Genomic DNA, 23,999 nt, shown 5'->3' with positions numbered 1-23,999 from the left:
CGCTCCGTTTCGCTGCTTCGCCTCGCCGCTTCTTCCTGGCGAGGGGCGCGGAATCTACTTCGCTTCCGCATCTCGTGTCAACTCGCTTCGTCGACTCTTTCTTCCACCTCACTGCGGCTTTCGCCGCTTCGAGGAGAGGCGCCTTCTACCACCGCCGCGTTGGGAGTCAACTTCGCTCGCCGACTTCGTATTTCGACTTTCACTGCTTCCGGCCGGTGCTTCCGTCGCCAGTGCGACGTCGCCTTTCCGTCCGAGGGGCGCGGCTTCTACCACCGCCGCGTTGGGAGTCAACCCCGTACTTCCGACTCCCTATTCCTTCTTTCAACCCGAGTGACGTGGAACCTCCCGCCGCTCACCCCTTCTGCTCGGGAGCGTGCGGCGCCGTTGCGCCAGCCCGTCGTGCGAAGGGAACCGATACCTAACGCTTTGTTGCCTTCCCGTCAAACCTTCTTCGTGAGGATTGATCCCGAGGAGCAGCTCAGCGTCGGGGTTCATTGGGGATAACCCTCCAGAACAGGTCCCCTCTTCCCACGAAAAAGATTTTCGCGGCCTCAATCTTCGATGTCACTGGTGGGCCCAGCGGCCTCAGCCTTTCGGTGAACACGCTCGAACAACAGGTCCATCCGCGTGCGCCTTCAGCCGGTGAACAGCGGTACGCACCGCAACCCAGCCCCAGCGGTCCCCAGCAAGGCCCGCATCGGTTCAGCGACCCTCCTGATGCCCCAGAGGAACTCCGCCGCGGCGAGGGAGAAGAATCGGCCACATCCCGCCCACGCGGGTCTTCTCCCTCCCCGATCGCACCTTCACCGCCCTCGCCAACCTCAGCTCGGGCGCTCCCTCTCGCCATTGCCCGAACTACCGCTCCGCCTACCAGGACAGCAGGGGGGCGAGCTCGCAGCCGTTCCGGCCCTCTATTCCTTCTTGAGGACCACGTAGCCCGCCGCGGGGATGTTCACCTTCGTGTTCCCGCCCCTCAACGTCGCCCCGTAGTTGCCGAAGTTGCTTCCCCCGTACGCCGCAGCGTCGCTGTTCAGCACTTCCTTCCAGTTCCCCGGCGGCAACGGCATCGTGTAGCCCTCCAGGTTCTCCCGGTTCAGGCTGCCCACCACCAGGTACTCCTCCCCTCCCGCCTTCCTCGTGAAGGCCAGCACCGAGTCCTCGTTGTGCGTGTACACCCGGTTCACCTCCGCATCCGCGCGGAACGCCGGGCTCGAGTGTCTCAGCGCAATCGCATCCTGGTAGAACCGGAAGCTCTGCCGACGCGTGATGTCCAGCATCGCCTCCGTCCGCTGCTCCGCCGGCATCGCCGCCAGGCTCTCGAAGACCTTCCGGTCCTCCGCCGACAGCCCCCGGTACTCCCCATCCTTCGCCCGAGCCTCCGGCGGCAGAGCGAACAACCGCTCGTACGACGCCTTCCTCGCATCGTCGAACGTCACCTTGTCCCAGCTCCAGTCCTTCCCCAGTGACTCCCAGCTCCAGTCACTGTCCCACGTGGACGGGTTGCCCCACCGGAAGTCGTTCTGCGCTCCGAACTCGTCGCCCTGGAAGAACATCGGAATGCCCGGCCCCGCCAGCCCCAGCCCCGCCGCGAACCGCGCCGCGCTCCTCGACCACTGCTCCGGGAAACTCCGTCGGCTTGTCCCCCTCCGCCGTGTTCATCGTCCGCTGCGCGTTCCCCACCTCGTCATGGTTCGAGATGATCGTCAGCGCCTTCTTCCACCCGTCCAGCCCCCGCGGGCCCGTCAGCATGGACATGAACGCGTCCACGTCCGTCTTCAACCCCCGCGCCGCCGCCTGGATCAGCCCCGGCTTGCTGTTGTCGTTCACCAGCCGGTGCTGGAACTCCGTGTACCACTGCGCGTCGAAGCCCCCTCCCGTCCCGTCCTTCTGCGCCGGCTTCGTGATGCTCGGGTCGTAGTCGAACTGCTCCGCCACCGTCCACACGTCCGGGTTGAAGAAGTGCACCTGCCGGTTGATCTCCCGCAGCATCTCCCACCCGTCCTTGCCTCCCACTCCCTTGATGGGCTCCGTGAAGTCGAAGCGCAGCCCGTCGAAGTGCAGCTCCTCCACCTGCGCCACCGCGTGGTCCACGAAGAACTGCTTCACCTTCGGGTTCGAATACGCCGGCACCGCGCCCCACGGTGTGTCCCGCTGCTCGAACTTCCCCGGCTCCTTCGACCAGTTGAAGAACGGGTTGTCCGGCCCTCCCAACCCCCACATCCCGTTATGGTCCCCGTGCACGTGGTTGTAGACCACGTCCGAGATGACGTTCATCCCTCGCGCGTGCGCCTCGTCGATGAAGCGCTTCAGCGCCTCCGTCCCGCTCACCCACTTCCCGTCCGCGTCCTCGAAGCCGAACGAGCTCTCCACCGCCAGGCTGTTCACCCCCAGGTAGCCCCAGTTCCGGTTCCCCTCCACCTCGTTCACCGGCAACAGCTCCAGCGTGTTCACCCCCAGCTTCTTGAAGTAGTCCAGCCTCGCCGTCAGGTCCTCCAGCGTCGAGCGATCCGCGTTCTTCGCCTCGCCCAGGAAGCTCCCCACGTGCAGCTGGTACACCACCCACTTGCTCGGGTCCTTCTCCCGCGGCGCGGCGTCGTGCTTCCACGTGTAGCTCGCTGGATCCGTGATGACCGAGCCCCGGAACGTCACCCCGCTCGCCTCCGTGATGACGTTGCTCCAGGGGTCGTTGTTCGGTGACTTCAGGCGCTCACCCGCGCTCAGCTTCCCGTCCCCGTTCCCGTCATCCCTCAGCCGCAGGTTGCCCTTCGCGTCCTTCTCGTAGACCTGGAACTCGTACTGCAACCCCGCCAGCTCCTTCGGGTCGTTCACCAGCGCGGTCCACGCCCCATCCTGATTCGTCATCCGGATGCGCCCGTCCGCCTCCACGTTCTTCGACCACAGGTCGTTGAGCTTCCCGTCGTGCAGCTTGTCCACCAGCGTGGCGTCGATCGTCCCCAACCGCGCCAACAGCTCGTCCCGGCTCAGCTGCCGCCCACTCGCGTCCTTCAACACCAGGTACGCACTGTGCGCGTCCTCCTCGTCATCCACGTCGAAGCGCATCAGCTCGACGCTGTCCCCCGCGTAGCGGTTCACCTCCTTGCCCGTCTTCGCGTCCAGGTACATCCGCGACAGGCCCCGCTGCTCGCCCATCATCTCCCGCGCGTACGGGTCCGGCCGGTCGCTCGTCACCCCCTCCGAGTCCACCACCTCGTAGACGTACGACTTGCCCACCACGTCCTTCCAGCCCCCCTTCACCTTCGCCGACCAGTTGCCATCCTCACCGCGCTCCATCGGGAAGCGCCGCACCCGCCCCTCCGCGTCCGTCACCTTCAGCTGCACGCTCTTCGCGTTCCCCGCCCAGAACTTGAACGTCGCGTCCTCTCCCGACTTCCTCGAGCCCATCTCGTGGTACGTCGTCGGCGCGTACGTGGTCGTGGCCTTCTTCACGTCCAGCTTCAGGTTGCCTTCGCCCATCACCGCCCAGACGCCCTTGCCCGTCGGGCCATCCGCCTGCACGCCCCACTCCCAGTCGTGCGGCTGGCCATCGTCCAGCACCTCCACCGTCGCCGCCCACTTCCCATCCCCCAACGGCTTCATCGGAAGGGTCCGCTCGTTCCACTGCGCGCTGTAACGGCCCGTCGCGTCCCAGCTCCCCTTCACCTGCAGATTCGTGAGCTCGGCGTGCGGCCCCGCGTCGTACACCAGCGTCACCGAGCGCTTCACCGGCGCCCCCACCGCCAACGCGTTCGCCCCCACCACCCCCGCGGCCCTCGTGCCGAGCACGTTCAGCGCCGCCCCAGCACTCGTGGGCTCGAAGGTGGAGCCCGCTCCCCGTGCGGCCGCCGGGCGCCCCGCCGTCTCGAACGCCGAATCCTTGCCCCGCGCCACCCCCGCTCGGGATTTCGTCTCGAAGGCGTCCCGGGCCTCGGGCCCTCCCGCAGGGGGCTTCTGCCCCGCCTTCTCCGAGCCCACCGCCGCGGGCTCCTTGCGGACCTCCCGGCTGCTCGTGGACGAAGCCTCGCTCTTCGCGCCGGGGACCGGACTCTTCGGGGGCTGGTTGATTCTGGAAGTGCTCACGGTCGTCTCCTCTGGCGCGGACCCGGAAGTCGCGGTGCCCCCCATTGTCGGGGCACCCACGGTCCGAGTTTCCTCCGTCCAGACGTGACGCACTCCACGTCCTGCCCTCCACGCCACCCTCAGTGTGGGCTTTCGTTCATCCGGCCCTCCGCATCCATCCAGTCCTCAGCAGCGGGACCTCAGCCCCAGCCCGGTCCTTCCGAGCTCGCCGAGTGCCCCACCTCCACCCCGCGGAAGTCGCCCCGCTGCACCCTCAACGCGAACTTCTCCGCGTCGATCTCTTCCCGCGTGCGGATCTTCCATCGGCGCAACACCTCCACCGGCGGGCACCACCCCGAGACCGCGTGCTGCAGCAGGAAGCCCGCCACCACTCCCGGCAACCACAGCCACTTCCGCTCCCTCGTCACTCCCAACACCAGCCCCGCCAACGACAGCATGGCCGCATTCGCCTGCAACACCCGCTCGACATCCCACTCGCGCTCCAGCTCCTCCAGGCGCCGCTCCACCTCGTCCTGGGGACGGCTCGCGTACCAGTCGATGCGCTCACGCAGCTCCCGTAGGATTTCCTCGTTCGCCTTCCGCGGCCCGTGACGGCGCACCCGGTCGCTCCGGGGCACGAGGAACTGCTCCAACCTGGCATCCATGCCGAAACCTCCCTGAGGACGTGCGCGTCCCGCCGGAAGGTGATGCCCCCACTCCCGCCCGCCAAGGCGAACCCCGGTCTCACTGTCTTTCGTGCCCACAAAGACAGACGGGCCACGGGGTCTCTCCCCCGCGGCCCGCCTGTCTGCCCGCTCACTCCAGGCCTCGACGCTCCGTCTACCGCCGGCCCTTCACCTCGTCATCCGCGTCCTTGATGACCCGCTTCGCGTCCTCGATCTTCTCCTTCACCGCTCCCTTGAGCGTGTCCTTCTTCCCCTCCGCCTCCAGCTCGCGGTCGCCCGTGGCCGTCCCCACCGTCTCCTTCACACGCCCCTTCAGCTTGTCCGTCCACTCACCCATGGCTTCCCTCCTTGGTGTCCTCGAGTCCAATCACAGACACCCCTGAAGCTATGTACCGGAGGGAGCCACGCCCACTCCTCGAGCGCTCGCCCGCCTGAGTGCCCTGCGTCGGTCCATTCCGGCTCATGTCCGGGCATCCACGCCACGAGCGGCCGTTCGCGTCACCCGCCATGCGCTCCAAGCAGCCGGCCTACCGGCAACACGCTCGTCCGCGTCCGCTTCGACCCGCGGGGAAGCACGCGCGGCTTCGAGGACTTCAGCCGGCTCGTCGGCACCGCCGTGGCCAGTGAGGGTTCGCTGCGTTTCCCAAGCCGGAGGCCGAGCCTCAACGGCAACCAGCAAGTGGATCGGGCCTCGGCGCGCCGCACTCATGCGCTCCGGCCAGCGCGAGCGGCCCCCTGCTCAGATTCCACCGGGGCCCGGTCCACTTCCCAGCGACATCCATTCTCGGAGACATACGCCGTGCCCGACGGACGGGAAGCCCGACACCTCCCGTCCGCCAGGCCAAGCGCTCCTTCCCCAAGGAGACTTTTGAAACGGTCTCAGCCGCAGACCGTCTCGAGCATGATGCGGCACACCTCGTACGGGTCGCAGTTGGCCGCCGGACGGCGATCCTCGAAGTAACCGCGGCCGTCGTTCGCCGTGCCCAGCGGGATGCGGATGGACGAGCCACGGTCGCTCACGCCGTGCCGGAACACCGTGATGGGCGCCGTCTCGTGCAGACCCGTCAGGCGCTCCACGTTGTGCGCGCCGTACACCGCGATGTGCGCCTCGTGCTTCGCGCGCAGCTTCTCCATCGCCGCTTCAATCACCTTGATGCCACCGGGCTCGCGCGTCGACTTCGTGCTGAAGTTGGTGTGGCAACCCGTGCCGTTCCAGTCACCCTTCACCGGCTTGGGGTGCAGCGTGGCGCTGATGCCGTACTCCTCGCCCATCCGGTACAGCAGCCAGCGCGCCAGCCACAGCTCGTCCGCCATCTCCAGCGCCGGCAGCGGGCCAATCTGGAACTCCCACTGCGCCGGCATCACCTCGGCGTTCGTGCCGCACAGCTTGATGCCCGCGCGCAGACACGCCTCGGCGTGCGACTCCACCAGCTTGCGGCCAAACACCTCGTCACTGCCCACGCCACAGTAGTAGCCACCCTGCGGCGCCGGGAAGCCCTTGTCCGGCCAGCCCAGCGGACGGTTGCCCTCGAAGAGCGTGTACTCCTGCTCCATGCCGAACCACGCCTCCTCCGAGGCGTACTTCTCCGCCACCTGCCGCAGCGGCGCGCGCGTGTTGCTCCAGTGCGGGCTGCCGTCCGGATTCATCACCTCGCACAGCACCAGGATGTCCTTCGTCCCCGGCTTGAGCGGGTTGGCGATGAAGCGCACCGGCCGAAGCATCAGGTCGCTCTTCTTGCCCTCGGCCTGGTAGGTGCTGGAGCCGTCGAAGCTCCAGTCGGGCAAATCGGAGAGACTCCGGACCTCCGCCACCTCCACCACCTTCATCTTCGAGCGCAGCTTCGCCGTCGGCCGCTGCCCGTCGATCCAGATGTATTCCGCCATCACCTTGCTCATTCGCCACGTCCTCCCAGAGGCCCGCCCCAGCGGGCTGTTTTCTCGCGGCCCTCACCGGGCCTGACGCCAGAACCCTTTTGCAGATGCGGTGCCAACGCCTCCGCACCCTGGGGGCCTCGACGGAAACCCTCGAAATTGCGCGGGACGGGCCTCGCAGGCCGCTCATCCCCCCTCTGAAGGGCCTTCCCCGACTCCGACAATTTTGTAGGAGATGCGCTCGCTTCCTACAAATTTGTCGGAACCGGCCCGTTCTCCCTCGGGGACAGGCCCGCGCTCGAGCACCGGGGAACCCTCGCGAGACCCTCCGCTCCCCTGGGATTGACTGGAATCCAACGGAAGATGTGGCTCCAAACGTGGGCCCCTGGACGCCTCGCCGCCTGCCTGCTCTCGACCCTCGCCCCCGCCTCGCTTACAATTTTGTAGGTCTTCGGCCGGGAACCGACAAAAATGTCGGAACCGCCCGGGAGCCCCTCGGGACCCGGCTTCGTGGAGCACCCTCACATGGCGAAACGCACAGAAGAGCAGACGGGCAGGCACCCCGCCCTGGCCAGTCTCCTGGAGGTCAGCCAGGCCCTGGCCGGCGCCCAGGATCTCCGCGCCGCCCTCCACCGCGTGCTGGAGCGACTCGAGCGCTACCACGGTGTGGTCCGCGGCGCCGTCACCCTCACCGACTCCGACACCGGGGACCTCTATATCGAGGCCTCCATCGGCTTGAGCGCCGAGGGCCGCAAGGCCCGCTACAAGCTCGGCGAGGGCATCACCGGCCGCGTCGTCCAGAGCGGCAAGCCCATCGTCGTGCCCGAAATCAGCCGCGAGCCCCTCTTCCTCCACCGCGCCTACCTCGGCCGGCGCGGCGGCAACCAGGAGCTCTCCTTCATCTGCGTCCCCATCCTCCTGCACCGCAAACCCGTGGGCACCCTCGGCGTGGACCTCCTCTTCCACAAGGACCGCGACTACCAGGAGGAGAGCCGCCTCTTCGGCGTCGTCGCGTCGATGATCGGCCAGGCGCTCGCCGCCCACCGGCACCTGGAGGACGAGCGCAAGAAGCTCCTCGAGGAGAACACCACCCTGCGCCAGGAGCTGCGCGAGCGCTACGACTTCTCCAACATCATCGGCACCTCCGGCCCCATGCGCCAGGTGTACGAGCAGATCCACCAGGTGGCCCGCACCAACACCACCGTCCTCATCCGCGGCGAGTCCGGCACCGGCAAGGAGCTCATCGCCCACGCCCTCCACTACAACTCCACCCGCGCCAAGAAGCCCTTCATCAAGGTCAACTGCGCCGCCCTCCCCGAAACCCTCATCGAGTCCGAGCTCTTCGGCTACGAGAAGGGCGCCTTCACCGGCGCACAGAATCGCAAGCGCGGCCGCTTCGAGCTCGCCGAGGGCGGCACCCTCTTCCTGGATGAGATTGGCGAAATCAACCTCGCCACCCAGGTCAAGCTGCTCCGCGTCCTCCAGGAGCGCGAGTTCGAGCGCGTCGGTGGCACCGAGACCCTCAAGACCAACGTCCGCCTCATCGCCGCCACCAACAAGGACCTCGAGACCGCCATCTCCGAGAAGGCCTTCCGCGAGGACCTCTACTACCGCCTCAACGTCTTCACCCTCTTCATCCCTCCCCTTCGCGAGCGCAAGAGCGACCTCCTCCTGCTCGCCGACCACTTCGTCGCCAAGTACTCGCGCGAGCACGGCAAGAACATCCGCCGCATCTCCACCCCCGCCATCGACATGCTCGTCAGCTACCACTGGCCCGGCAACGTGCGCGAGCTGGAGAACATCATCGAGCGCTCCGTCCTCGTCTGCGACGGCAACGCCATCCACGGCCACCACCTCCCCCCCACCCTCCAGACCGCCGAGGCCTCCGAGACCGTCACGAGCAGCTCCCTCACCGACTCCGTCCAGCAGTTCGAGAAGGACCTCATCGCCGATGCCTTGAAGACCACCCGCGGCAATCGCGCCAAGGCCGCCCGCCTCCTCCAGACCACCGAGCGCATCATCAACTACAAGGTCTCCAAGTATGAGATCGACTGCTCACGCTTCCGTGGGTAGGAGGACGGCATGTCCGGCGAGACGAACCTGGAGGTGTTGCTGAGGTCGATGCGGAGGGCTCACGCTCATCCTCCCCCGTGAGAAGGCCGACGCCGCTGGGTTAACTTACGGCGCTGTCTTCCGGATGCTCACCCTCTCCGTGCACTCCAGCCTGGAGGCCGTGGGGTTCCTCGCCGCCGTTACCACCCGGCTCGCCGCTCGGGGCATCAGTGTGAACCCCGTGTCGGCGTACTTCCACGATCACCTCTTCGTCCCCTCCGCTCGCGCCACGGAGTCGCTCGCGCTGCTCGCCGGGCTCGCTCGCGGCGACCCGGCTCCGGCCTGACGCCGCTTCACCTTCATCCTCAAGCCCTCGACTCCCAGTGTGATGAGCGCCCTGGGTTTCACGTTCACGCCGGGCTCCAGCTCCAGCTCGTAGCGCTGCGCGATCGCCGCCACCAGCAACTGCGCCTCCATCAGCGCGAACCGGTTGCCGATGCACAGGTGCGCTCCCAATCCAAAGGGCAGGTACGCCGGTAGCTGTCTGTCATCCACCCCCAGGAAGCGCTCCGGCCAGAAGCGCTCGGGCTGCTCGAAGAAGCGTCCGTCCCGGTGTGTCACGTAGACGCTGATGACGATCGGCGCGTTCGCCGGAATCGTGTAGCCCCCCAGCTCCGTGTCCGTGAGCGGCGCTCGCTCCGCGTACCAGGCCGGCGGGTAGATGCGCAGCGTCTCCTTCACCACGCTCTCCGTGTACTTGAGCTTCGGCAGGTCTCCCACCGTCGGTGCCCGGCCCTCCAGCACCGTGTCCAACTCGTCCTGCAGCTTGCGGCGGATGTCCGGGTTGCGCGACAGCAACAGCCACGTCCAGCTCAGCAGGTTCGCCGTCGTCTCGTGCCCCGCGAAGAGCAACGAGAGCGTCTGCGCCCCCACCTGCTCGTCCGCCATCTTCGTGCCGTCCTCGTCCCTCGCCAGCAACAGCATCGAGAGCAGGTCCCCCCGGTCCGCCCCCGTCGCCCTCCGCTCATCGATGATGCTGCCCGTGATGCGATTCAGCGCCTCCACCGCACGGCGACTCGCGCCCCAGCGCTTCACCGGCACCCACTCGGGAAGCACCGAGTACAGCGGGTACTCCTTGTTGATCGCCTTCATGATCGCCGTGAAGGCCTCGCTCACCTGGCTCGCCTGCTCCCCCGTGTCCGCGTCGAAGAGCGTCTTCGACACGATCTCGAACGTGAGCCTCATCATGTCGTGCGAAGTGTCTCGCGTCTCCCCGTCCTTCCACCCCTCCAGCATCCGCGTCGCGAAACGCTCCATCACCGCGCCGTACCCCTCGATGCGCTTGTGATGGAAGGCCGGCTGCATCAGCCTCCTCTGCTGCAGATGGTTCTCCCCCTCCTGCGAGAACAGGCCCCTCCCCAGGAACGACTCCATCAGGTCCCTCGAGATCGCCGTCCGCACGAAGTTCTGGCTCGTGAGCACCTTCCGGATCAGCTCCGGGTGGTTCACGAAATAGAAGCGTCTGCGCCCCAGGTGGAAGCTGCTCACGTCTCCGTAGCTTCCCAGCTCCCTGAAGAAGTCCAGCTCTCCCTTCGCCGCCGCCAGGATGTTCCCCAGCAACGCGTTTCCCTTCGGCCCCGGTGGGTGTTTCGCTTTCATGGCCCAGAGATTAGTGCCCCGTGCCTCCGGACGTCACAGGGAGGTTCTCGAGAGCTGCTGACCCTCACCCCGTCCCTCTCCCGGCGGGCGAGGGGTTTTGTCCGTGGGTAGGGTCTGTTTGGAACAACACGCCCGCCCACACCAGCAGCGTCCCGTCCTTCCTCTCCCGGAACAGCAACAGCAACAGCCCCGCCACCGCGTACGTGCACGAGCCCCAGCAGGTACATCGCCATCAGCCGCCTCGTGTACACCGGCACCACCGACGTGCCCCGCTTCTCCGCCCTCGTCAGCTGCACGCAGAAGCCCAGCCCGAACAAGAACGAGAAGATGGGCATGAACCTCCCGTTCACGAAGAACTGGAACAGCTCGTTCGCCGCCTGGTCCACCCACGAGGACTCCAGCTCCTCCTTCACCACCGACCGCGGCATCAACACCCATCCACTCATCCAAACATAGACGTTCGAGACGAACACCCCTCCCAGCGCGAACCCGCGCAGCACGTCCAGCACTTCCAGCCGCTCGCCCGCCTCCACCGGACGCGCCTCGGCCACTGCCTCCACCCCAGGCCCCGTGCTCATCCTCAGTTGCTCCCCGTCCGATCCGCCAGCGCCCGCTCCACTTCCCTCTCCCGCTCCGCCTCCTTCCCCTGCCCCTCTCCCCTCGGCGCCTCCCACGGCACCTGCCCCGCCTCCCGCCGCTCCACCTCCCGCTGCTGCCTCATCTGCCCGCTCGTCTCCAACGCCAGCCGCGTCGTCCGCTCCGTCAGCTTCAGGATTCCCTGCGCATCCACCACGTTCGTCGGATCCAACTGGTCCAACGGCGTCTGCTCCAGCCGCCCCAGGGACATCCGCTCCAGCTTGAACCCCAACAGCTCCGTCCCCACCTCCATCATCACGTGGTCGATGAAGAGGCTCCGGTCCGCCAGCAGCTCATCGAAGTTGAACGTGCTCGCCGCGTTCGCCAGCGCGCACGCGAAGCGCTCCTCCAACAGCGCCTGCACCTCCTCCGGCCGGTTCGCCCTCGCGCACCCCACCTCCCTCGCCACCCGCAGCACCGCCGCCTCCTCCCGCTCCACCTTCACCAGGAACGTTCCCCTCACGTCCACCCGGATGCCGTCCCGGCACGACAGCCCCTGCTTCCCCCTCCGCTCCACCACCACCTTGCGCACCGACAGGTCCAACACCTCTCCCCTCTGCACCATCGGCAACACCAGCCCGCTCCCGAAGCGCACCCGCGTCGGCCCCCCTCCCTTCTCGAGGAGCAGCGCCTCTCCCGGGCCCACCCGGCGGTAGCTCTTCAGCAACACCACGCCGCACGCCACACAGGCGGCGGCCACTCCAGCAAGCGCCAGCAGAAGGGGCATCTCCATGAGGGAACGGCTCCAGGCAGGGGGCCGGGACTCCAACACGCCCCATGCCTCCCGCGCCAGGGCCCACTCCCCTCCTGGCCCCCTGGTGTAGCCTCTTCACCATGCGTCCGATCGACATCTGCACCGCCGTCCTGGTCACCACCGGCAACCGCGCCCTGCGCGAGCCCTCCAGGACCCGCTGGGATGCCGTCGAGGAACTCCTCGGCCTCCGCCTCCGCCCCCACAGCCCCTTCGACTCCCGCGTCACCTTCGTCGACGTCGGCGGCGAGCACGTCTCCTTCGAGGAGTGGCTCGAGAACCGCCCCGCCCCCTCCGCCCGCCTCTGGCTCGCCCCCTTCCCCCAGGACCCCTCCTCCGACCCGGGCCTCCAGGGGCTCCCCCCGGAGGTCCTCCAGGCCATCGACCGCGGCGGCCTCGGCTTCCTCGTCTACTCCGATGGCCAGCGCGTCGAGCGCTTCGTCCCCCGGGAACTCCAGCCTCGCACCTATGAGCTCTCCGGCCCCCAGCTCCATGCCTTCATCCTGGGCCGCGGAAATCCCTCCGCCCTCTTCGCGCTCCTCGCCTCCGAGCTCGGTGTGGCCCCCGAGGCCCTGGAAGGCCACCTCGCCCACCTCTCGCCCGATGACCTCCAGGACGTCATCCCCCGCTTCATGTCCGCGGGCGCCATCGTGGAGTTCTCCTCCCCCGGTGACGAGGGACCCGACTCCACCGACTCCATCACCTGGAACTCCTTCTTCTCCCCCTCCCCCGCCGCCTCCAGCCTCTCCTTCGAGTTCCTCTACGCCGGCCCCGGCTCGGAGTCCGACCTCGAGCGCGACCTCGACTCCGCTCGCGCCGAGCTCTCCGCTACCCTCGAGGCCCTCGTGGAGTTCGCCCACGCCCACTCGCTCCGCTCGTGGGAGAAGCACTTCCGCCGCGCCCTCCTCCGCCTCTCCCTCGAGCCCCAGCCCCTCGAGGACCTCGTCGAGCTGCTGCTCCTCAACGCCCTTCCCACCCCCGCCATCCAGCTCGCCCTCTGCGCCGCCGCCTCCGATGTCTTCGGCGGCATGGGCTCCTGGAATGACATGGCATTCGACGGCCACGACCGAGAGCGGTACATCTCCCTCTCCGACCGGCTCTTCGCCTCCACCCGCTCCGCCCTCCGCACCAGCCTCAACCGCTCCGCGCTGTGAGCACGGAACGGGAGTCCGGGGGGACAAGGCGCGGGATGTAGACCCTCACCCCGACCCTCTCCCAGAGGGAGAGGGAGGCGGCGGCGCTACTCCTTCTTCGCTTCCTTGCGCCGGCTCAGCACCTTCTGCAGCTTCTTCATCTTCTCCAGGATGAGGCTCCGCTTCAGGTTCGACAGCAGCTCCACGAAGACGTGACCATCCAGGTGGTCGATCTCGTGCTGCAGCACGTGCGCCAGCCTCCCCTCCGCCTCCAGCTCGTGCCACTCCCCCGCCCGGTCCTGGTACTTCACCTTCACCTTGTGGAACCGCGGCGTCTTCTCGTACTGGTCCGGCACCGACAGGCACCCCTCCTCCAGCGTCACCGGCCCCGATTTCTCCAGAATCCGCGGGTTGATGATCTCGAAGTACGTCCCGTCCTCCCTCCCCACCCACGAGCACCGCTGCGACACCCCAATCTGGTTCGCCGCAATCCCTATCCCCTCCGCCTCCTTCATCGACGCGTACATCTCGTCCAGCAGCTTCGTGAGGTGCTCGCCAAAGTCCGTCACCGGCTTCGTCGGCGTGTTGAGGACCTTGTTCGGCCAGATGACGATGTCGCGTGCCATTCGGTGTCTCTTCTCCCTGCTCGAGCGCGTGAACCGCCCTTCTACACCGGGCACGCCCGCTCGCCACCCCCGAGTGTCACCGTCCTGTCTCCACCTCGACTCCCCTCCCCCGAGCGCCCCGCGTGCGGGTCTGCTACACCCCCCGTATGCACCCCAACGCCCAGCTCCTCACCGACTTCTACGCCGCCTTCGCCCGCCGCGACGGCGACACCATGGCCTCCTACTACCACCCCGACGCCGAGTTCTCCGACCCCGCCTTCCCCGGCCTGCGCCACGCCCGCGTCACCTCCATGTGGCGCATGCTCTGCGAGCGCGGCACCGACCTCGAGCTCACCCTCGTCGACGTCCAGGCCGATGACCGCTCCGGCCGCGCCCGCTGGGAGGCCCGCTACACCTTCAGCATGTCCGGCAACAAGGTCCTCAACCGCATCTCCTCCTCCTTCGAGTTCAAGGACGGGAAGATCTTCCGCCAGACCGACTCCTTCCCCTTCTGGACCTGGGCCCGCCAGGCCATCGGCCCCGTAGGCCTCCTGCTCGGCTGGACTCCCTTCGTGCGCAACAAGGTCCAGGCCCAGGCCCGCCGCTCCCTCGACAAATACATGGAAGAGCGCGGAATCAAGGGAGCGTAAGTCTTTCCCCAATTCCTCTCATCCTCCTTCCAGAGCCAGACAAGCCCTCTTCCCTGGAAGAACAAGACTCCGGGCGCCCGCCCCGCGCAGCGGGCCCCCGAGGTACGGTCAAGCGCCACCCCCCCGAGTCGCCCACCACCCCTCCCGCGCGGCGTTTCCCCTCTGAAAACCCGCGTCTCCTCCTCCGTCCGCCATCGTCCCACAGACCGTCCAGATGCGCGCCCCGGGCGTGGAAAGATGTATCAACGCCACACTTCCCCGGCCTTCCGAGACGCATACACATGCAAGATTTCAGCAGCAACATTCGATTTGTATTTGCCGCTGAGAATTTGTATTGCTTTACCTGCGTGAGCTCACGCGGGCCGTGTGTGGATGACGAAGGGAAAGATTTCCGCTCTGGATGCAGGCATCCCGGATGCAAGGAAATGAGACCCACGAAGAGATCCACATCCGGTCGCGTCACATCAACGGTCTCGTGAAGGAGCACTCCACAGAGAGTGCGGGAGGGCATCATGAGGGCAGTGCTGAATCACATCGCCGAGCGTCAGTCCCGTTTCGCCGAGCACCACGTCTTCGACGGACTGCAGCAGGACGGGCCGCTGGAGCAGGTGCTGGCGTTCGCCCCCCGGCTGGCCTTCTGGGTGATGAGCTTCCAGGACGTGCTGCGGCTCAACGCCCAGCGGATGCAGGACCCGGAGCTGGCCATGCTGATGCTGCGCCACCGCCAGGAGGAGCGCGGGCACGACCACTGGTTCTTCGAGGACGCCGCCCAGCTGATGGGCCGCCCCTTCCACCTCACCGAGCCCTGGGGCCGCACCCATGAGGCCACGCGGGACGCCAGTTACGCCATCCTCGCCGAGGCCATGCGCCCGCTGGATGACCGGCTGCGCATCGTCCTGGTGCTGACGCTGGAGTCCACCAGCCACGCCTTCTTCAGCCGCACCGCCAACCTCCCGCAGACGCTCAGCCAGGGCCAGCGCCTCAAGTACTTCTCCAACCACCACATGGAGGCCGAGGAGCAGCACGAGGTGTTCGAGGAGCAGATGGAGGCGATGCTGCTGGGCATGGAGCTGTCCCCGGAGCTGCGCGCCGAGGCCATCGCGCTGGTGGACCGCGTCTACGCGGCCTTCCACTCCATGTTCGACGGCTTCCAGACCGAATCTCAGCGTCCCGCGGTCAAGCCCGAGTGGCGTCCGCAGCCCGCTGTCACTGCCCAGCCGGCCCTGATGGCCAGCCCCGCTCGCTAACGCGCTCGCGGTTCCCGCTGTACGTCGTCCGGGTGTGAGCCTTCCCCACCCCGCGTTGCTTCAACGGCCGCTGGCGGCACGTTCCGCCCGGCCTCCCGGGGGCCCTACGGGGCCTCGACGGTGTTGAAGAACGACTTGATGACCTCCTTGCCCTTCACCTCCCACAAGATGACCTGGCCCTGGCGGATGAAGTAGCTGTCCCCGGCCTTGTACTTGTGGGTGTTGCCCGCCTCGTCCGTCAGCGTCACCTCGCCCTCGAGGATGGTGGCGTGCTCCGTGAAGGGGAAGTGGATGCGAATCTTGCCCTTCGTCGCCTTGAAGAGGCCGGCCGCCACCGGGCCCCGGGCGTAGTCGATGCGGGCGAAAATCTGGGGGTTGCCCTCGAGCACCTCGCCCCCGAGGTTCTCCGGCGCGCCCAGGTTCACGAAGCCGTCATCACCCACCTTGCCCTTGGGCGAGTAGACGATCATCGCCTTGGGGCGAACCGTCGTCTCACCCTCGAGCGCCGCCGCCGAGCTCGCCAGCTCCGCCGAGCCACCCTGGGGAAGCTCGCCACCGCAGGCGGTCAGCAGACCCGCGAGAGCGACGACGCCAAGGCCCAGCATGCTGTTGAGGCGAACGCGACGGAACATGAGCACTCCCGGTTTCGTTGTTCGCGAAGATTTATGCCACCCCCTGAATCCAATGTCTATGCAAATTCAGCGTGGGACGCGAAAAACAAACCGGAAGTCTCCTTTTTCGCTCTCACCGTGAGCGGTGTTTGTCTACCATTGGCCCCGTCTGTCTACCATTGGCCCGTCCGACCTACCGCGTCAGGTTCACCATTTGAGGTGATAGGTGCAGGAGCGGCCTCCCTTGCCGCGGCAGCCGGCGGGGCCGTGGTCGATGCGCAGGCGGATGGAGCCCTTGGGCTGGAAGCGGTCGTAGAGGGCTTCCATGATTCCCTGGTCGAACTCGCAGGGGTACGGGTTGTCGGCCACCATGCGGGCGGCGCGCTCGCCCTCGGGGAAGTAGCGGTAGCTGCCGATGTCCCCCTTGCCGCGGTGGTTCATCCGGTAGGCCACGTCCAGCGAGTTGAGCGCCGAGCCGAACGAGTCGATTCCCGGAGGGAAGACGGCGCTCTTGGGCACCGCCCGGCCAATGGCCCGCGTGGTGTTGGGCCCCACCTGCTTCAGGATGTCATCGAAGCTGTCGAGGACACTGGGCATCGGGTACCACTTCTCCGGATCCAACGGCTCGATGCCGTGCGAGGCCAGCACCCGCTGCGCCTTGAGCTTGAGGAACTCCATGGCGTTGACCAGGGCCTGTACGCTCTTCCCATACACCTCGACATGACCTGCGGATGCGTTGCGCGTCATGACCACTCCTTAAGTTGGCTCTCGCGAGCATGACTCAAACACCAGGCAGGCCGATTCTCCCTCAAGCGCCCCCCTCGCCGCGAGACGCCTCGGCGCTTGATTTGAGAATTCCACCGCAATCAATTATCTACCGTCTGGCTGTGCAATGCCTGAATCCGTGGCACCGTGGCGCAGTGCGTCCATGAGCAATGTGTGTGCATTCAACTCCGAGCGCCGCACGTTGCCCGCCCGGGACAGCGCTTCCTTGTAGCCACCGGCCACGAAGGCCTGGAAGTCCAACGTGGCCAGGCGGTACGTCGCCTCCGGCCTCACCGGCTCGTCCCCCGCCTCCGGGAGGGCCGGGTCCTTCAGCACCCGCAGGCGCACCGGCCGCCCGTCCTCCACCTCGTAGCGGATGCCGCTGCGCTGGCTGTAGCTGTCCGTCCCCCGCTTCGACTCGCTCAGCGCCACCCAGTCCGCCAGCTGCGCCCCCGTCAGCTCCGCCGTCACCAGGAGGTTGCGGTACGGAATGGCCCCCAGGAAGTCCTCCACCGTCACCTCCCCCGCGGGCAGCCCGCCCCGGAAGCTCGCCGACAGCGCGAAGAAGGCGTGCGCCCCCGCCGCCCGGCGCCAGATCTCCGCCGCCCAGGTGCCCACCTCCGCCTGCCCCGTCGTGAGGCCCTCGTCCCGCAGCGGCCTGTCCAGATGGCCCAGCACCTCGAAGCGCTCCGGCCGCTTCGCCACCAGCGCCCGCTGAAGCCGCTCCACCTCCGCCGCCGTCCGGGGCTCCTCCCGCTTCGTGCCGTCCATCTTCACCAGCCCGCCCTCCACCCGCTCCAGCCTCCCGCCCCGGAAGCGCAACCGCACCTCCGAGAGGTAGGCGAGGTATTGGTACGGAGACAGGTACCAGGTGCTCGTCCCCGGCAGCACCCCCAGCTCCGTCTTCTGGTGCGAGTGCGAGCCCATGATGACGTCAATGCCTGACACCTCCCGCGCCAGCGCCTCGTCGTCCTCGCGCAACTGGTGCCCGAGCAGCACCACCGCGTCCACGTGCTCCCGCGTGCGCAGCGTCTCCACCACCGCCCTCGCCGCCTCCGTCGCGCTCGTCCACCGCGTCCCCGCCGGCAGGTTCTCCGGCTTCACCAGACGCTGCATGTCCGGCCCCGCCACCGCGAAGAAGCCCACCCGCACGCCCCCCACCTCGCGCACCACGTAGGGCTTCCCCTCCACCCGCAAGTACGGCGCTCCGTCCGGGCCCACCAGGTTGGCGCAGAGCACCGGGTAGCTCGCGCTCGCCCGGCACCGCTCGAAGGCCTCCGCCCCGTAGTCCAGGTCGTGGTTGCCCAGCGCCATCACGTCCAGCACGCCGTTGAACCACGGCCACTCCACGCACCCGTACTCGTCACTCCACGTGGGCACGCCCTTGTTCACCGTGTCCCCTCCCGACACCACCAGCGTGTCCGGCCTCGCCTTCGCCTCCCGGAGGTACGCCAGCGCCCGCGCCACGCCCCCCTGTCCCGGCTCGCCCTCCGAATAGAAGGGCACCGCGTGCGAGTGGTAGTCCGTCATCCCCACCAGCGTCACCGTACGCGTCGTCTGGCAGGCGGAGAGGAACAGCAGGCTCGTGAGAAGGGTGATGCGTTCGTTCATGGCGCAATGGCTCCTGCTCCCGCCCTTCACATCCCGCCACTCGTCCCGTCAAGCCGCGTGCCTGCCTGCCCTCCGGCCTGCCCTGGCGTATGGGTCCCTTCACTCCGGCACACCCACCGCACCATCGCCACCCTTCCGAGCGAGACAGTCCAACCAAGGAAGGCATGGGAATGGATGCCATCGCGCTCTTGAAGGCGGACCACAAGACCGTGGAGACGCTCTTCCGCAAGTTCGAACAGGCCGGCCGCAACGCCAGGAAGCTCAAGCGCAAGCTCGTGGATCAGCTCGTCCGCGAGCTCGCCGTCCACGCCATCATCGAGGAGCAGATCCTCTATCCCTCGATTCGCGCCAAGGCCACGGCCCTCGAGGACCAGGTGCTCGAGTCCCTCGAGGAACACCACGTCGCCAAGTGGCTCCTCAAGGAGCTGGAGAACCTCCCTCCCGAGGCCGAACGCTTCGACGCCAAGGTGAAGGTCCTCATCGAGAACGTCCGCACCCACGTCACCCAAGAGGAACGCACCCTCTTCCCCCAGGTGCGCAAGGCCTTCAGTCCCCAGGAGCTCCGCGACATGGCCGAGGCCTTGACGCTCGCCAAGCGCGCCGCTCCCACCCGGCCCCATCCCCGCGCCCCGGATACCCCGCCCGGCAACCTCGTCGCCGGTGCCGTCTCCGCCGTGCTCGACATGGGCAAGGACGCCCTGCGCGCCGCTCGCCGCAAGGCCGAGGGTCTCTCGCCCTCCCCCGCTCCTCGCGCCGGCAAGCGCGCTCGCAAGACGCGCGGCGCCTCCAGCGAGCTGCCTCGCGAGGGCGATGGCTCCGTCCAGGACATGGCCACCGAGTCGTCCTATTTGATGTGAGCCCGAACGGTCCGAGGGCCTGGTTCCTTCAGGCCCTCCCCCCGTTCATCGGCAGTCACACCCACTGACTCGCGCGTCCTTCTCCGCAGAGGCCCCTCGCCTCTCCACCCGCATTCAGGAGAAGACCCCGATGAGTCAATGGACGGATTCGTTCACGTACACCTGGTATGGGAAGAAGCCCGAGGAGATGGGCAAGAACCCCGGGCCCCAACAGAGCCCCAATACCTGCTGGGCGGCCAGCGCCGCCTACGTCCTGGGTATTCCAGAGGTCAAGGTCAAGCTCGTGACGGACCTGGAGAGCGCCATCCAAGGGCATCTCTTCAAGGACTACATCTCCTTCCTCCACACCGAATTCCCAAATCAATTCAAGGCCCAGGCCCGGCTCTACGGGAATGACTTGACCGGCGCCGACCTGGAGAAACGCTTCCCGATGATCGTCCAGGTTCCCGGGCACTTCATCGTGGCCCTCGCCATCGGGCGCGCACAGTCCAAGGAGGACCGCATCCTCTGGTGGGATCCCGCCGACGGGCTCGCCCACAACGCCCCCGTGAGCACGCTCGGCACGACCTATGGTGGGGGCTCGTTCCTGTTCGTCTCCAAGGTCTAAGCCCCCCCTGATTCACGGGAACGCTGGCAGCGGCGAGATGTCCGGGGACACCCACGCTCGCCGCGCGGCCTCCGCTTCCAGCGTCTCCTTGCGGTAGTGGCGCGACAGCAGCTTGCTGTCCCGGAGTCCCTCGTGCGCCTCCTGAAAGGCGCTGAAGGGATTCAGGTCCGGCGTCTCCTTCAGCGCCACGTATACGTGCGCGCTCCACGCCCGCGTCACCGTCTCGTGGTACTTGCCCGGTGCGCCCAGCGCCGTCGCGTACTTCTGGATCGTTCCGCGGATCCGCTCGTAGCCCTCCACCGGCCCGTGCCGGCGCAGGTAGAGCCAGGCGAGTCTCACGTGCTCCCGGTGGCCAAAGTGCTCTCCCGGCCACTCCGCCGACTCCACCGCCGCGAGGAATTCGTCGTCACTCGCTGTCTCCGGGTTCATGTCCGCGTTCCTCGTGGCCCTCTTCGGGGGGGAACCCGGGACCCGGGCACCCTCACCCCGTCCCTCTCCCGGAGGGCGAGGGGATGTTACTCCCACGCGAACGCGAACCCTCCATCCAATCCGTCCACCCACTCGCGCTTCACCCGGATCCGCCGGCCCCCCGTCGCGCACAGCAACGCCTCCAATACCCCCTCCTGACACGCCGCCGGCAGGAAGTCTCCCCTCCTCACCACCCTCCCACTGCTCAGCCCCGTCCACTCCACCGACAACTCCCCGAAGCTCATCGTCTGCCGATGGATGTCCGGCGCACTCTCCATCATCCGCCTCGGACTCCCATGCGTCAGCACCTTCACCACCCTCCCCAACGGCGAGGACAGGTAGTCCGCATTCGTCCTCCTCCCCAGCTCCCTCAGCGCCTCCTCCCCTCCCCCGTACCTCGGCGCCAACTGTCTCGCCGCGCACGCCAGCATCCTCAGCAACGAACGGATGGGATAGCGGAAGGCATCCACGAAGTGCTCCTCGCCGCTGGCCTCCACGCACCCGCGCATCGCCGACTCGTCCCCCAGCCCCCTCACCGCCTCCAGCGTTCCCTTGAACATCACCCCCCGCGCCGTGTCCTCCGCTGTCGCCTGCCCCATCCTCCACACCAGGTCCCTCTCCCAATCGCTCTCGCCCGGCGCGTCCAGCACCACCGCCCGCATGCTCATTGGCCGTACCCCGATGCTGTGAGGATGTCCCTGATGACCTCTCGGCGTCATGGGCGACCCAGGGGTGCACCGGCCATGCCGTGAACCCCTCCGCGCTCCCCTTCCGTCCGACTCTCCACACTCGCTCGTCCCGCGGTACAGGCCCCTCTCCCCCACCGTCCGAAGCCCGACACACCCCTCACCCCCCGGGGCGCAAACCCTGCGCGGTCCCCCTCGACCCCCGGGCGCAAATCCTGCGCGTCACGGCCCCGCGCTCACTCCCACGTGACGAGGTACTCGCTCTCGAGCACCTCCAGCCTCGTGCCACCCACCCGCACGCCCCGCGCCTTCATCGCCTCGAGCGCCGCCAGCAACACGCCCTCGTGCCACGCGCACGGCATGAAGTCGCGCCGCATCATCACCCGCCCCCGCGTGGGCCCCTCCATCGTCACCGTGCGCTCTCCGAAGTTCACCGCCGCCCGGTACGCCGACGGCATGTTCATCAGCAGCCGCCGCGTCTCCCCCTTCGACAGCAGCAGCAGCGCCTTCCCCGCCGCCGACTTCAACATGTCCGCCGTCGCCCTCCTCCCCAGCTGCCGCTGCGCCTCCGCCCAGCTTCCACACCGCGGCTCCAATACCCGCGCCGCCGTCTCGCTCACCTTCAGCCACGCCTCCACCGGGTAGTTGAAGAACTCCACGAAGCGCGGCTCTCCCCCCGCCTCCACGCACTGGCGCACCCCCTCCTCCCCCTCCAGCGCCCTCACCGCCTCCAGCGCTCCCAGGAAGAACGTGCCCCGCACCGTGTCCGACGGAGTCGCCAGCGCCAGCCGCTGCTCCAGGTCCTCGCGCAAATCCTGCGCTTCCACCACTTCGGCCTCGCACGCGCTCACGCTCATCGCACCGCCCCTCCGCTCTTGCACCCTGAACACCCCCTCTCGGAGCCCCCTCCCCCGCCCCCTCCCCCGTCCTCTGCCCGACTTCTCCCCTCTCCCCAATTGCCCGTTCCCTCACACTCCGGCCCCACCGCCCCCGGCTCGGCACCGCTACGCCTACAATGGCACTCACTGTGCGCGACGCCTCGAGCCCTCCCCTCCACCCCGCTCCTCCCCCTCCCAGCTTCGAAAAATAATCACCGTGCCACGCCGCCCCACGGCCCGGCAACCCCCTTCGCCTCCTCTCCCCCTCTGGACCCAAGAGCACTTTCTTGATTTCTCTGGAATTCCCACAGGGCTTCAGAATTGACGCGGAAGCACATCAAAGATGACGGTCACCCAGGACACCCCCACCCTCCCGCGCAGCGAACGTAAACCCCTGTACGTGCAGGTGGTCACCCAGCCCGCGCTCCAGGGGTGCTGGGCCGTCAACATCAGTGAGACGGGCATCGGGTTGATCGCCACCCCGAGCGGGCCGGCCGAGGGCCCTCGCGAGGGCCAGGAGCTGGACATGGCCTTCACGCTGCCCGAGTCGCGCGCGCGCATCCGCGTGCGCGGCGTGGTGCGCTGGAGGCACGACCCGGAGGATCAGGACGACGGCGCGGTGACGGCCCTGGGCGTGAGCTTCCACGGCTTCGAGGGCTCGGATGGGGTGACGCTCAAGCGCTACCTGCTCAACCACCAGCTCTACGTGGCCGCCGTGTACGCCGAGGAGACGGAGCTGCGCGGCCTGCGCGAGGCGCTCGAGAGCCACGTGCGGCTGCGCTTCGTCCCCACCCCCGAGGACCTGGATACGCTGCTGGGCCGCGGTGACATCAGCGCGCTGCTCGTGTGCGGACGCGACGAGGCCCGCGCCATCGCCCTCGTGGAGCGGCTGGCCTCCCGCCGCGCCGAGGCGGACCCCACCGGCGCCGGGCCCGCCAGCGATTTGTCCCCCCGCATCCTCTACTGCGCTCCCGCGGTGCCCTCGCGGCTGGTGGAGCTGTTCAACCAGGGGAAGATATTCAGGGCGCTCGTGCCCCCCTTCGAGCCCGTGGAGCTCCGGCAGGCCGTGCTCCAGGCCAGCCGGGAGCTGGGCCTGCGCACCGAGCAGCGGCGCGCGGCGCTCGAGCTGGAGCGCAACCTGCTGCGCGAGCGCGCCCGCGAGGCCCCCCGCCTCTCCCCCGGCGCCGACGTCACCGAGGAGCCCGGCTTCCGCAGCCCCGTCATGCGCCAGGTGATGGACATGGTGCGCGTGGCCGCTCCCCACCGCGTCGCCGTGCTCCTGCAGGGCGAGACGGGCACCGGCAAGGAGGTGCTCGCCCGCGTCATCCACCGGCTCAGCGGCCGCAGCAACCAGCCCCTCGTCGTGCAGGACTGCGGCGCCCTCACCGAGACGCTCCTGGAGAGCGAGCTCTTCGGCCACGTGAAGGGCGCCTTCACCGGCGCCGTCGCCGACCACCCCGGCCTCTTCGTGCTCGCCGACGGCGGCACCATCTTCCTGGACGAAATCGAGAACACCACCCCCAACCTCCAGTCCAAGCTGCTGCGCGTGCTGGAGAGCGGCGACGTGCGCCCCGTCGGTGGCACGCAAATCCGCCGGGTGGACGTGCGCATCATCGCCGCCAGCAACAGGGACCTCGCCGAGGAGGTGCGCGCCGGACGCTTCCGCAGCGATCTCTTCTACCGCCTCAACAGCTTCACCATCGACCTGCCCCCGCTGCGCGAGCGCCCCGAGGACATCCTCGACCTGGCGCGCTACTTCCTCGGCCACTTCAACCGCACCCTGCGGCGCTCGGCCAGCGGACTGTCCGGCGAGGCCGAGCAGCTCCTCCTCTCGGCGAAGTGGCCGGGCAACGTGCGCGAGCTGCGCAACTGCATCGAGCGCGCCGTGCTGCTCTCCGGCGACGAGGAGCTCATCACCCGGCGCCACCTGCCCCCCGCCCTCCTCCACCACGCGGAGAGCGCCTCCCGCCAGATGGTGCGCGTGAGCGGCGCGGGCTCGCTGCGCGACAGGTTGGAGCAGCTGGAGAAGGAGATCATCCGCGAGGCCCTCGAGCGCCACGGGGGCGTGGTCCGCCGCGCCGCCGCCGCGCTCGAGATGGACCCCGTGACGCTCGGCCGCCGCGTCCGGCGCCACGGGCTGCTCGACAAGGAGCAGTGAGGCAGGGCGCG

Annotated in this window: 23 protein-coding genes; 8 read left to right on the top strand and 15 right to left on the bottom strand. The window is 68.0% G+C overall.

Annotation, left to right across the window (positions count from 1 at the left end):
- Positions 1-911: 911 nt before the first annotated feature.
- The 5 genes from VFZ09_RS42580 to glnII form a co-directional block, all read right to left on the bottom strand.
- Positions 912-1,553 carry an alpha amylase C-terminal domain-containing protein gene (locus VFZ09_RS42580; RefSeq protein ID WP_329733543.1) on the bottom strand — a complete coding sequence of 214 codons (642 nt, stop codon included), beginning with the start codon at positions 1,551-1,553 and terminating at the stop codon, positions 912-914.
- Positions 1,480-4,077: an alpha-amylase family glycosyl hydrolase gene (locus VFZ09_RS42575; protein ID WP_329733542.1), complete on the bottom strand. Its 2,598-nt coding sequence runs from the start codon at positions 4,075-4,077 to the stop codon at positions 1,480-1,482. Before VFZ09_RS42575 ends, VFZ09_RS42580 begins: the two co-directional genes overlap by 74 nt.
- A 179-nt stretch (positions 4,078-4,256) precedes the next feature.
- On the bottom strand, positions 4,257-4,721 hold the full coding sequence (locus VFZ09_RS42570; RefSeq protein WP_329733541.1) for a DUF2892 domain-containing protein: 465 nt from the start codon (positions 4,719-4,721) through the stop codon (positions 4,257-4,259).
- Positions 4,722-4,896: 175 nt separating this feature from the next.
- Complete coding sequence (locus VFZ09_RS42565; protein WP_047853824.1) at positions 4,897-5,079, bottom strand: CsbD family protein; 183 nt, start codon at positions 5,077-5,079, stop codon at positions 4,897-4,899.
- Between the two features lie 542 nt (positions 5,080-5,621).
- The gene (gene glnII / locus VFZ09_RS42560; RefSeq protein ID WP_329733540.1) at positions 5,622-6,638 is read right to left on the bottom strand and encodes a glutamine synthetase GlnII; all 1,017 of its coding nucleotides are present in this window, start codon (positions 6,636-6,638) and stop codon (positions 5,622-5,624) included.
- Between the two features lie 501 nt (positions 6,639-7,139).
- Here glnII and VFZ09_RS42555 point away from each other — a divergent pair.
- Positions 7,140-8,687, top strand: a complete 1,548-nt coding sequence (locus VFZ09_RS42555) for a sigma 54-interacting transcriptional regulator (RefSeq protein WP_329733539.1) — start codon at positions 7,140-7,142, stop codon at positions 8,685-8,687.
- Between the two features lie 124 nt (positions 8,688-8,811).
- Complete coding sequence (locus VFZ09_RS51820; RefSeq protein WP_414640799.1) at positions 8,812-9,012, top strand: ACT domain-containing protein; 201 nt, start codon at positions 8,812-8,814, stop codon at positions 9,010-9,012.
- Here VFZ09_RS51820 and VFZ09_RS42550 read toward each other — a convergent pair.
- From VFZ09_RS42550 to VFZ09_RS42540, 3 genes are read right to left on the bottom strand one after another with little or no spacing between them, the layout of a single operon-like run.
- Positions 8,928-10,325, bottom strand: coding sequence for a cytochrome P450 (locus VFZ09_RS42550; RefSeq protein ID WP_329733538.1), 1,398 nt, complete (start codon positions 10,323-10,325; stop codon positions 8,928-8,930). The two genes, VFZ09_RS51820 and VFZ09_RS42550, sit on opposite strands and share 85 nt — an antisense overlap.
- A complete protein-coding gene (locus VFZ09_RS42545; protein WP_329733537.1) occupies positions 10,322-10,903 on the bottom strand; it encodes a hypothetical protein in 582 nt (193 codons plus the stop codon). Before VFZ09_RS42545 ends, VFZ09_RS42550 begins: the two co-directional genes overlap by 4 nt.
- A 2-nt stretch (positions 10,904-10,905) precedes the next feature.
- Positions 10,906-11,694 (bottom strand): SPFH domain-containing protein, encoded by a 789-nt coding sequence (locus VFZ09_RS42540; RefSeq protein ID WP_329733536.1) that lies wholly within the window; start codon positions 11,692-11,694, stop codon positions 10,906-10,908.
- A gap of 101 nt (positions 11,695-11,795) precedes the next feature.
- Between VFZ09_RS42540 and VFZ09_RS42535 the strand changes: the two genes are divergently transcribed.
- Positions 11,796-12,866: a hypothetical protein gene (locus VFZ09_RS42535; RefSeq protein ID WP_329733535.1), complete on the top strand. Its 1,071-nt coding sequence runs from the start codon at positions 11,796-11,798 to the stop codon at positions 12,864-12,866.
- A gap of 86 nt (positions 12,867-12,952) precedes the next feature.
- Here the strand turns inward: VFZ09_RS42535 and def are convergent, their stop codons facing one another.
- Positions 12,953-13,471, bottom strand: a complete 519-nt coding sequence (gene def / locus VFZ09_RS42530; RefSeq protein ID WP_329733534.1) for a peptide deformylase — start codon at positions 13,469-13,471, stop codon at positions 12,953-12,955.
- A 146-nt stretch (positions 13,472-13,617) separates the two neighbouring features.
- Here def and VFZ09_RS42525 point away from each other — a divergent pair, with 146 nt between their 5' ends.
- Complete coding sequence (locus VFZ09_RS42525; RefSeq protein WP_329733533.1) at positions 13,618-14,100, top strand: nuclear transport factor 2 family protein; 483 nt, start codon at positions 13,618-13,620, stop codon at positions 14,098-14,100.
- 512 nt (positions 14,101-14,612) lie between these two features.
- Positions 14,613-15,347: a hypothetical protein gene (locus VFZ09_RS42520; RefSeq protein ID WP_329733532.1), complete on the top strand. Its 735-nt coding sequence runs from the start codon at positions 14,613-14,615 to the stop codon at positions 15,345-15,347.
- A gap of 104 nt (positions 15,348-15,451) precedes the next feature.
- Here VFZ09_RS42520 and VFZ09_RS42515 read toward each other — a convergent pair whose 3' ends face one another.
- The 3 genes from VFZ09_RS42515 to VFZ09_RS42505 all read right to left on the bottom strand — a co-directional run bounded on the left by VFZ09_RS42515 (position 15,452) and on the right by VFZ09_RS42505 (position 18,334).
- Complete coding sequence (locus VFZ09_RS42515; RefSeq protein WP_329733531.1) at positions 15,452-15,979, bottom strand: cupin domain-containing protein; 528 nt, start codon at positions 15,977-15,979, stop codon at positions 15,452-15,454.
- Positions 15,980-16,165: 186 nt separating this feature from the next.
- On the bottom strand, positions 16,166-16,705 hold the full coding sequence (locus VFZ09_RS42510) for a hypothetical protein (RefSeq protein WP_329733530.1): 540 nt from the start codon (positions 16,703-16,705) through the stop codon (positions 16,166-16,168).
- 123 nt (positions 16,706-16,828) lie between these two features.
- Complete coding sequence (locus tag VFZ09_RS42505) at positions 16,829-18,334, bottom strand: bifunctional metallophosphatase/5'-nucleotidase (RefSeq protein WP_329733529.1); 1,506 nt, start codon at positions 18,332-18,334, stop codon at positions 16,829-16,831.
- Positions 18,335-18,504: 170 nt separating this feature from the next.
- Here VFZ09_RS42505 and VFZ09_RS42500 point away from each other — a divergent pair, with 170 nt between their 5' ends.
- Together VFZ09_RS42500 and VFZ09_RS42495 are read left to right on the top strand one after the other, a co-directional pair.
- Positions 18,505-19,191 (top strand): hemerythrin domain-containing protein, encoded by a 687-nt coding sequence (locus VFZ09_RS42500; RefSeq protein WP_329733528.1) that lies wholly within the window; start codon positions 18,505-18,507, stop codon positions 19,189-19,191.
- A gap of 130 nt (positions 19,192-19,321) precedes the next feature.
- Positions 19,322-19,798 (top strand): hypothetical protein, encoded by a 477-nt coding sequence (locus VFZ09_RS42495; protein ID WP_329733527.1) that lies wholly within the window; start codon positions 19,322-19,324, stop codon positions 19,796-19,798.
- Between the two features lie 12 nt (positions 19,799-19,810).
- Here VFZ09_RS42495 and VFZ09_RS42490 read toward each other — a convergent pair whose 3' ends face one another.
- The 3 genes from VFZ09_RS42490 to VFZ09_RS42480 all read right to left on the bottom strand — a co-directional run bounded on the left by VFZ09_RS42490 (position 19,811) and on the right by VFZ09_RS42480 (position 21,809).
- Positions 19,811-20,227, bottom strand: a complete 417-nt coding sequence (locus tag VFZ09_RS42490; RefSeq protein WP_329733526.1) for a hypothetical protein — start codon at positions 20,225-20,227, stop codon at positions 19,811-19,813.
- Positions 20,228-20,313: 86 nt separating this feature from the next.
- Positions 20,314-20,934 (bottom strand): TIGR02265 family protein, encoded by a 621-nt coding sequence (locus VFZ09_RS42485; protein WP_329733525.1) that lies wholly within the window; start codon positions 20,932-20,934, stop codon positions 20,314-20,316.
- A gap of 254 nt (positions 20,935-21,188) precedes the next feature.
- Positions 21,189-21,809, bottom strand: coding sequence for a DUF2378 family protein (locus tag VFZ09_RS42480; RefSeq protein WP_329733524.1), 621 nt, complete (start codon positions 21,807-21,809; stop codon positions 21,189-21,191).
- Between the two features lie 364 nt (positions 21,810-22,173).
- On the opposite strand from VFZ09_RS42480, the gene VFZ09_RS42475 reads away from it, so the two are divergent.
- Positions 22,174-23,988: a sigma 54-interacting transcriptional regulator gene (locus VFZ09_RS42475; RefSeq protein ID WP_329733523.1), complete on the top strand. Its 1,815-nt coding sequence runs from the start codon at positions 22,174-22,176 to the stop codon at positions 23,986-23,988.
- Positions 23,989-23,999: the final 11 nt, after the last annotated feature.

This window comes from Archangium sp., assembly GCF_036277355.1.
Lineage (GTDB): Bacteria > Myxococcota > Myxococcia > Myxococcales > Myxococcaceae > Archangium.
The sequence above is the reverse complement of the archived record's forward strand: the minus strand, read 5'-3'. Positions and strand labels throughout refer to the sequence as shown.

Bases quoted from the DNA above. Each gene is read 5' to 3' on its own strand.
- VFZ09_RS42580 (WP_329733543.1), bottom strand. From the start codon at position 1,553: ATGTTCTTCCAGGGCGACGAGTTCGGAGCGCAGAACGACTTCCGGTGG.
- VFZ09_RS42570 (WP_329733541.1), bottom strand. From the start codon at position 4,721: ATGGATGCCAGGTTGGAGCAGTTCCTCGTGCCCCGGAGCGACCGGGTG.
- VFZ09_RS42565 (WP_047853824.1), bottom strand. From the start codon at position 5,079: ATGGGTGAGTGGACGGACAAGCTGAAGGGGCGTGTGAAGGAGACGGTG.
- glnII (WP_329733540.1), bottom strand. From the start codon at position 6,638: ATGAGCAAGGTGATGGCGGAATACATCTGGATCGACGGGCAGCGGCCG.
- VFZ09_RS42555 (WP_329733539.1), top strand. From the start codon at position 7,140: ATGGCGAAACGCACAGAAGAGCAGACGGGCAGGCACCCCGCCCTGGCC.
- VFZ09_RS51820 (WP_414640799.1), top strand. From the start codon at position 8,812: ATGCTCACCCTCTCCGTGCACTCCAGCCTGGAGGCCGTGGGGTTCCTC.
- VFZ09_RS42550 (WP_329733538.1), bottom strand. From the start codon at position 10,325: ATGAAAGCGAAACACCCACCGGGGCCGAAGGGAAACGCGTTGCTGGGG.
- VFZ09_RS42545 (WP_329733537.1), bottom strand. From the start codon at position 10,903: ATGAGCACGGGGCCTGGGGTGGAGGCAGTGGCCGAGGCGCGTCCGGTG.
- VFZ09_RS42540 (WP_329733536.1), bottom strand. From the start codon at position 11,694: ATGGAGATGCCCCTTCTGCTGGCGCTTGCTGGAGTGGCCGCCGCCTGT.
- VFZ09_RS42535 (WP_329733535.1), top strand. From the start codon at position 11,796: ATGCGTCCGATCGACATCTGCACCGCCGTCCTGGTCACCACCGGCAAC.
- def (WP_329733534.1), bottom strand. From the start codon at position 13,471: ATGGCACGCGACATCGTCATCTGGCCGAACAAGGTCCTCAACACGCCG.
- VFZ09_RS42525 (WP_329733533.1), top strand. From the start codon at position 13,618: ATGCACCCCAACGCCCAGCTCCTCACCGACTTCTACGCCGCCTTCGCC.
- VFZ09_RS42520 (WP_329733532.1), top strand. From the start codon at position 14,613: ATGAGGGCAGTGCTGAATCACATCGCCGAGCGTCAGTCCCGTTTCGCC.
- VFZ09_RS42515 (WP_329733531.1), bottom strand. From the start codon at position 15,979: ATGTTCCGTCGCGTTCGCCTCAACAGCATGCTGGGCCTTGGCGTCGTC.
- VFZ09_RS42510 (WP_329733530.1), bottom strand. From the start codon at position 16,705: ATGACGCGCAACGCATCCGCAGGTCATGTCGAGGTGTATGGGAAGAGC.
- VFZ09_RS42505 (WP_329733529.1), bottom strand. From the start codon at position 18,334: ATGAACGAACGCATCACCCTTCTCACGAGCCTGCTGTTCCTCTCCGCC.
- VFZ09_RS42500 (WP_329733528.1), top strand. From the start codon at position 18,505: ATGGATGCCATCGCGCTCTTGAAGGCGGACCACAAGACCGTGGAGACG.
- VFZ09_RS42495 (WP_329733527.1), top strand. From the start codon at position 19,322: ATGAGTCAATGGACGGATTCGTTCACGTACACCTGGTATGGGAAGAAG.
- VFZ09_RS42490 (WP_329733526.1), bottom strand. From the start codon at position 20,227: ATGAACCCGGAGACAGCGAGTGACGACGAATTCCTCGCGGCGGTGGAG.
- VFZ09_RS42485 (WP_329733525.1), bottom strand. From the start codon at position 20,934: ATGAGCATGCGGGCGGTGGTGCTGGACGCGCCGGGCGAGAGCGATTGG.
- VFZ09_RS42480 (WP_329733524.1), bottom strand. From the start codon at position 21,809: ATGAGCGTGAGCGCGTGCGAGGCCGAAGTGGTGGAAGCGCAGGATTTG.
- VFZ09_RS42475 (WP_329733523.1), top strand. From the start codon at position 22,174: ATGACGGTCACCCAGGACACCCCCACCCTCCCGCGCAGCGAACGTAAA.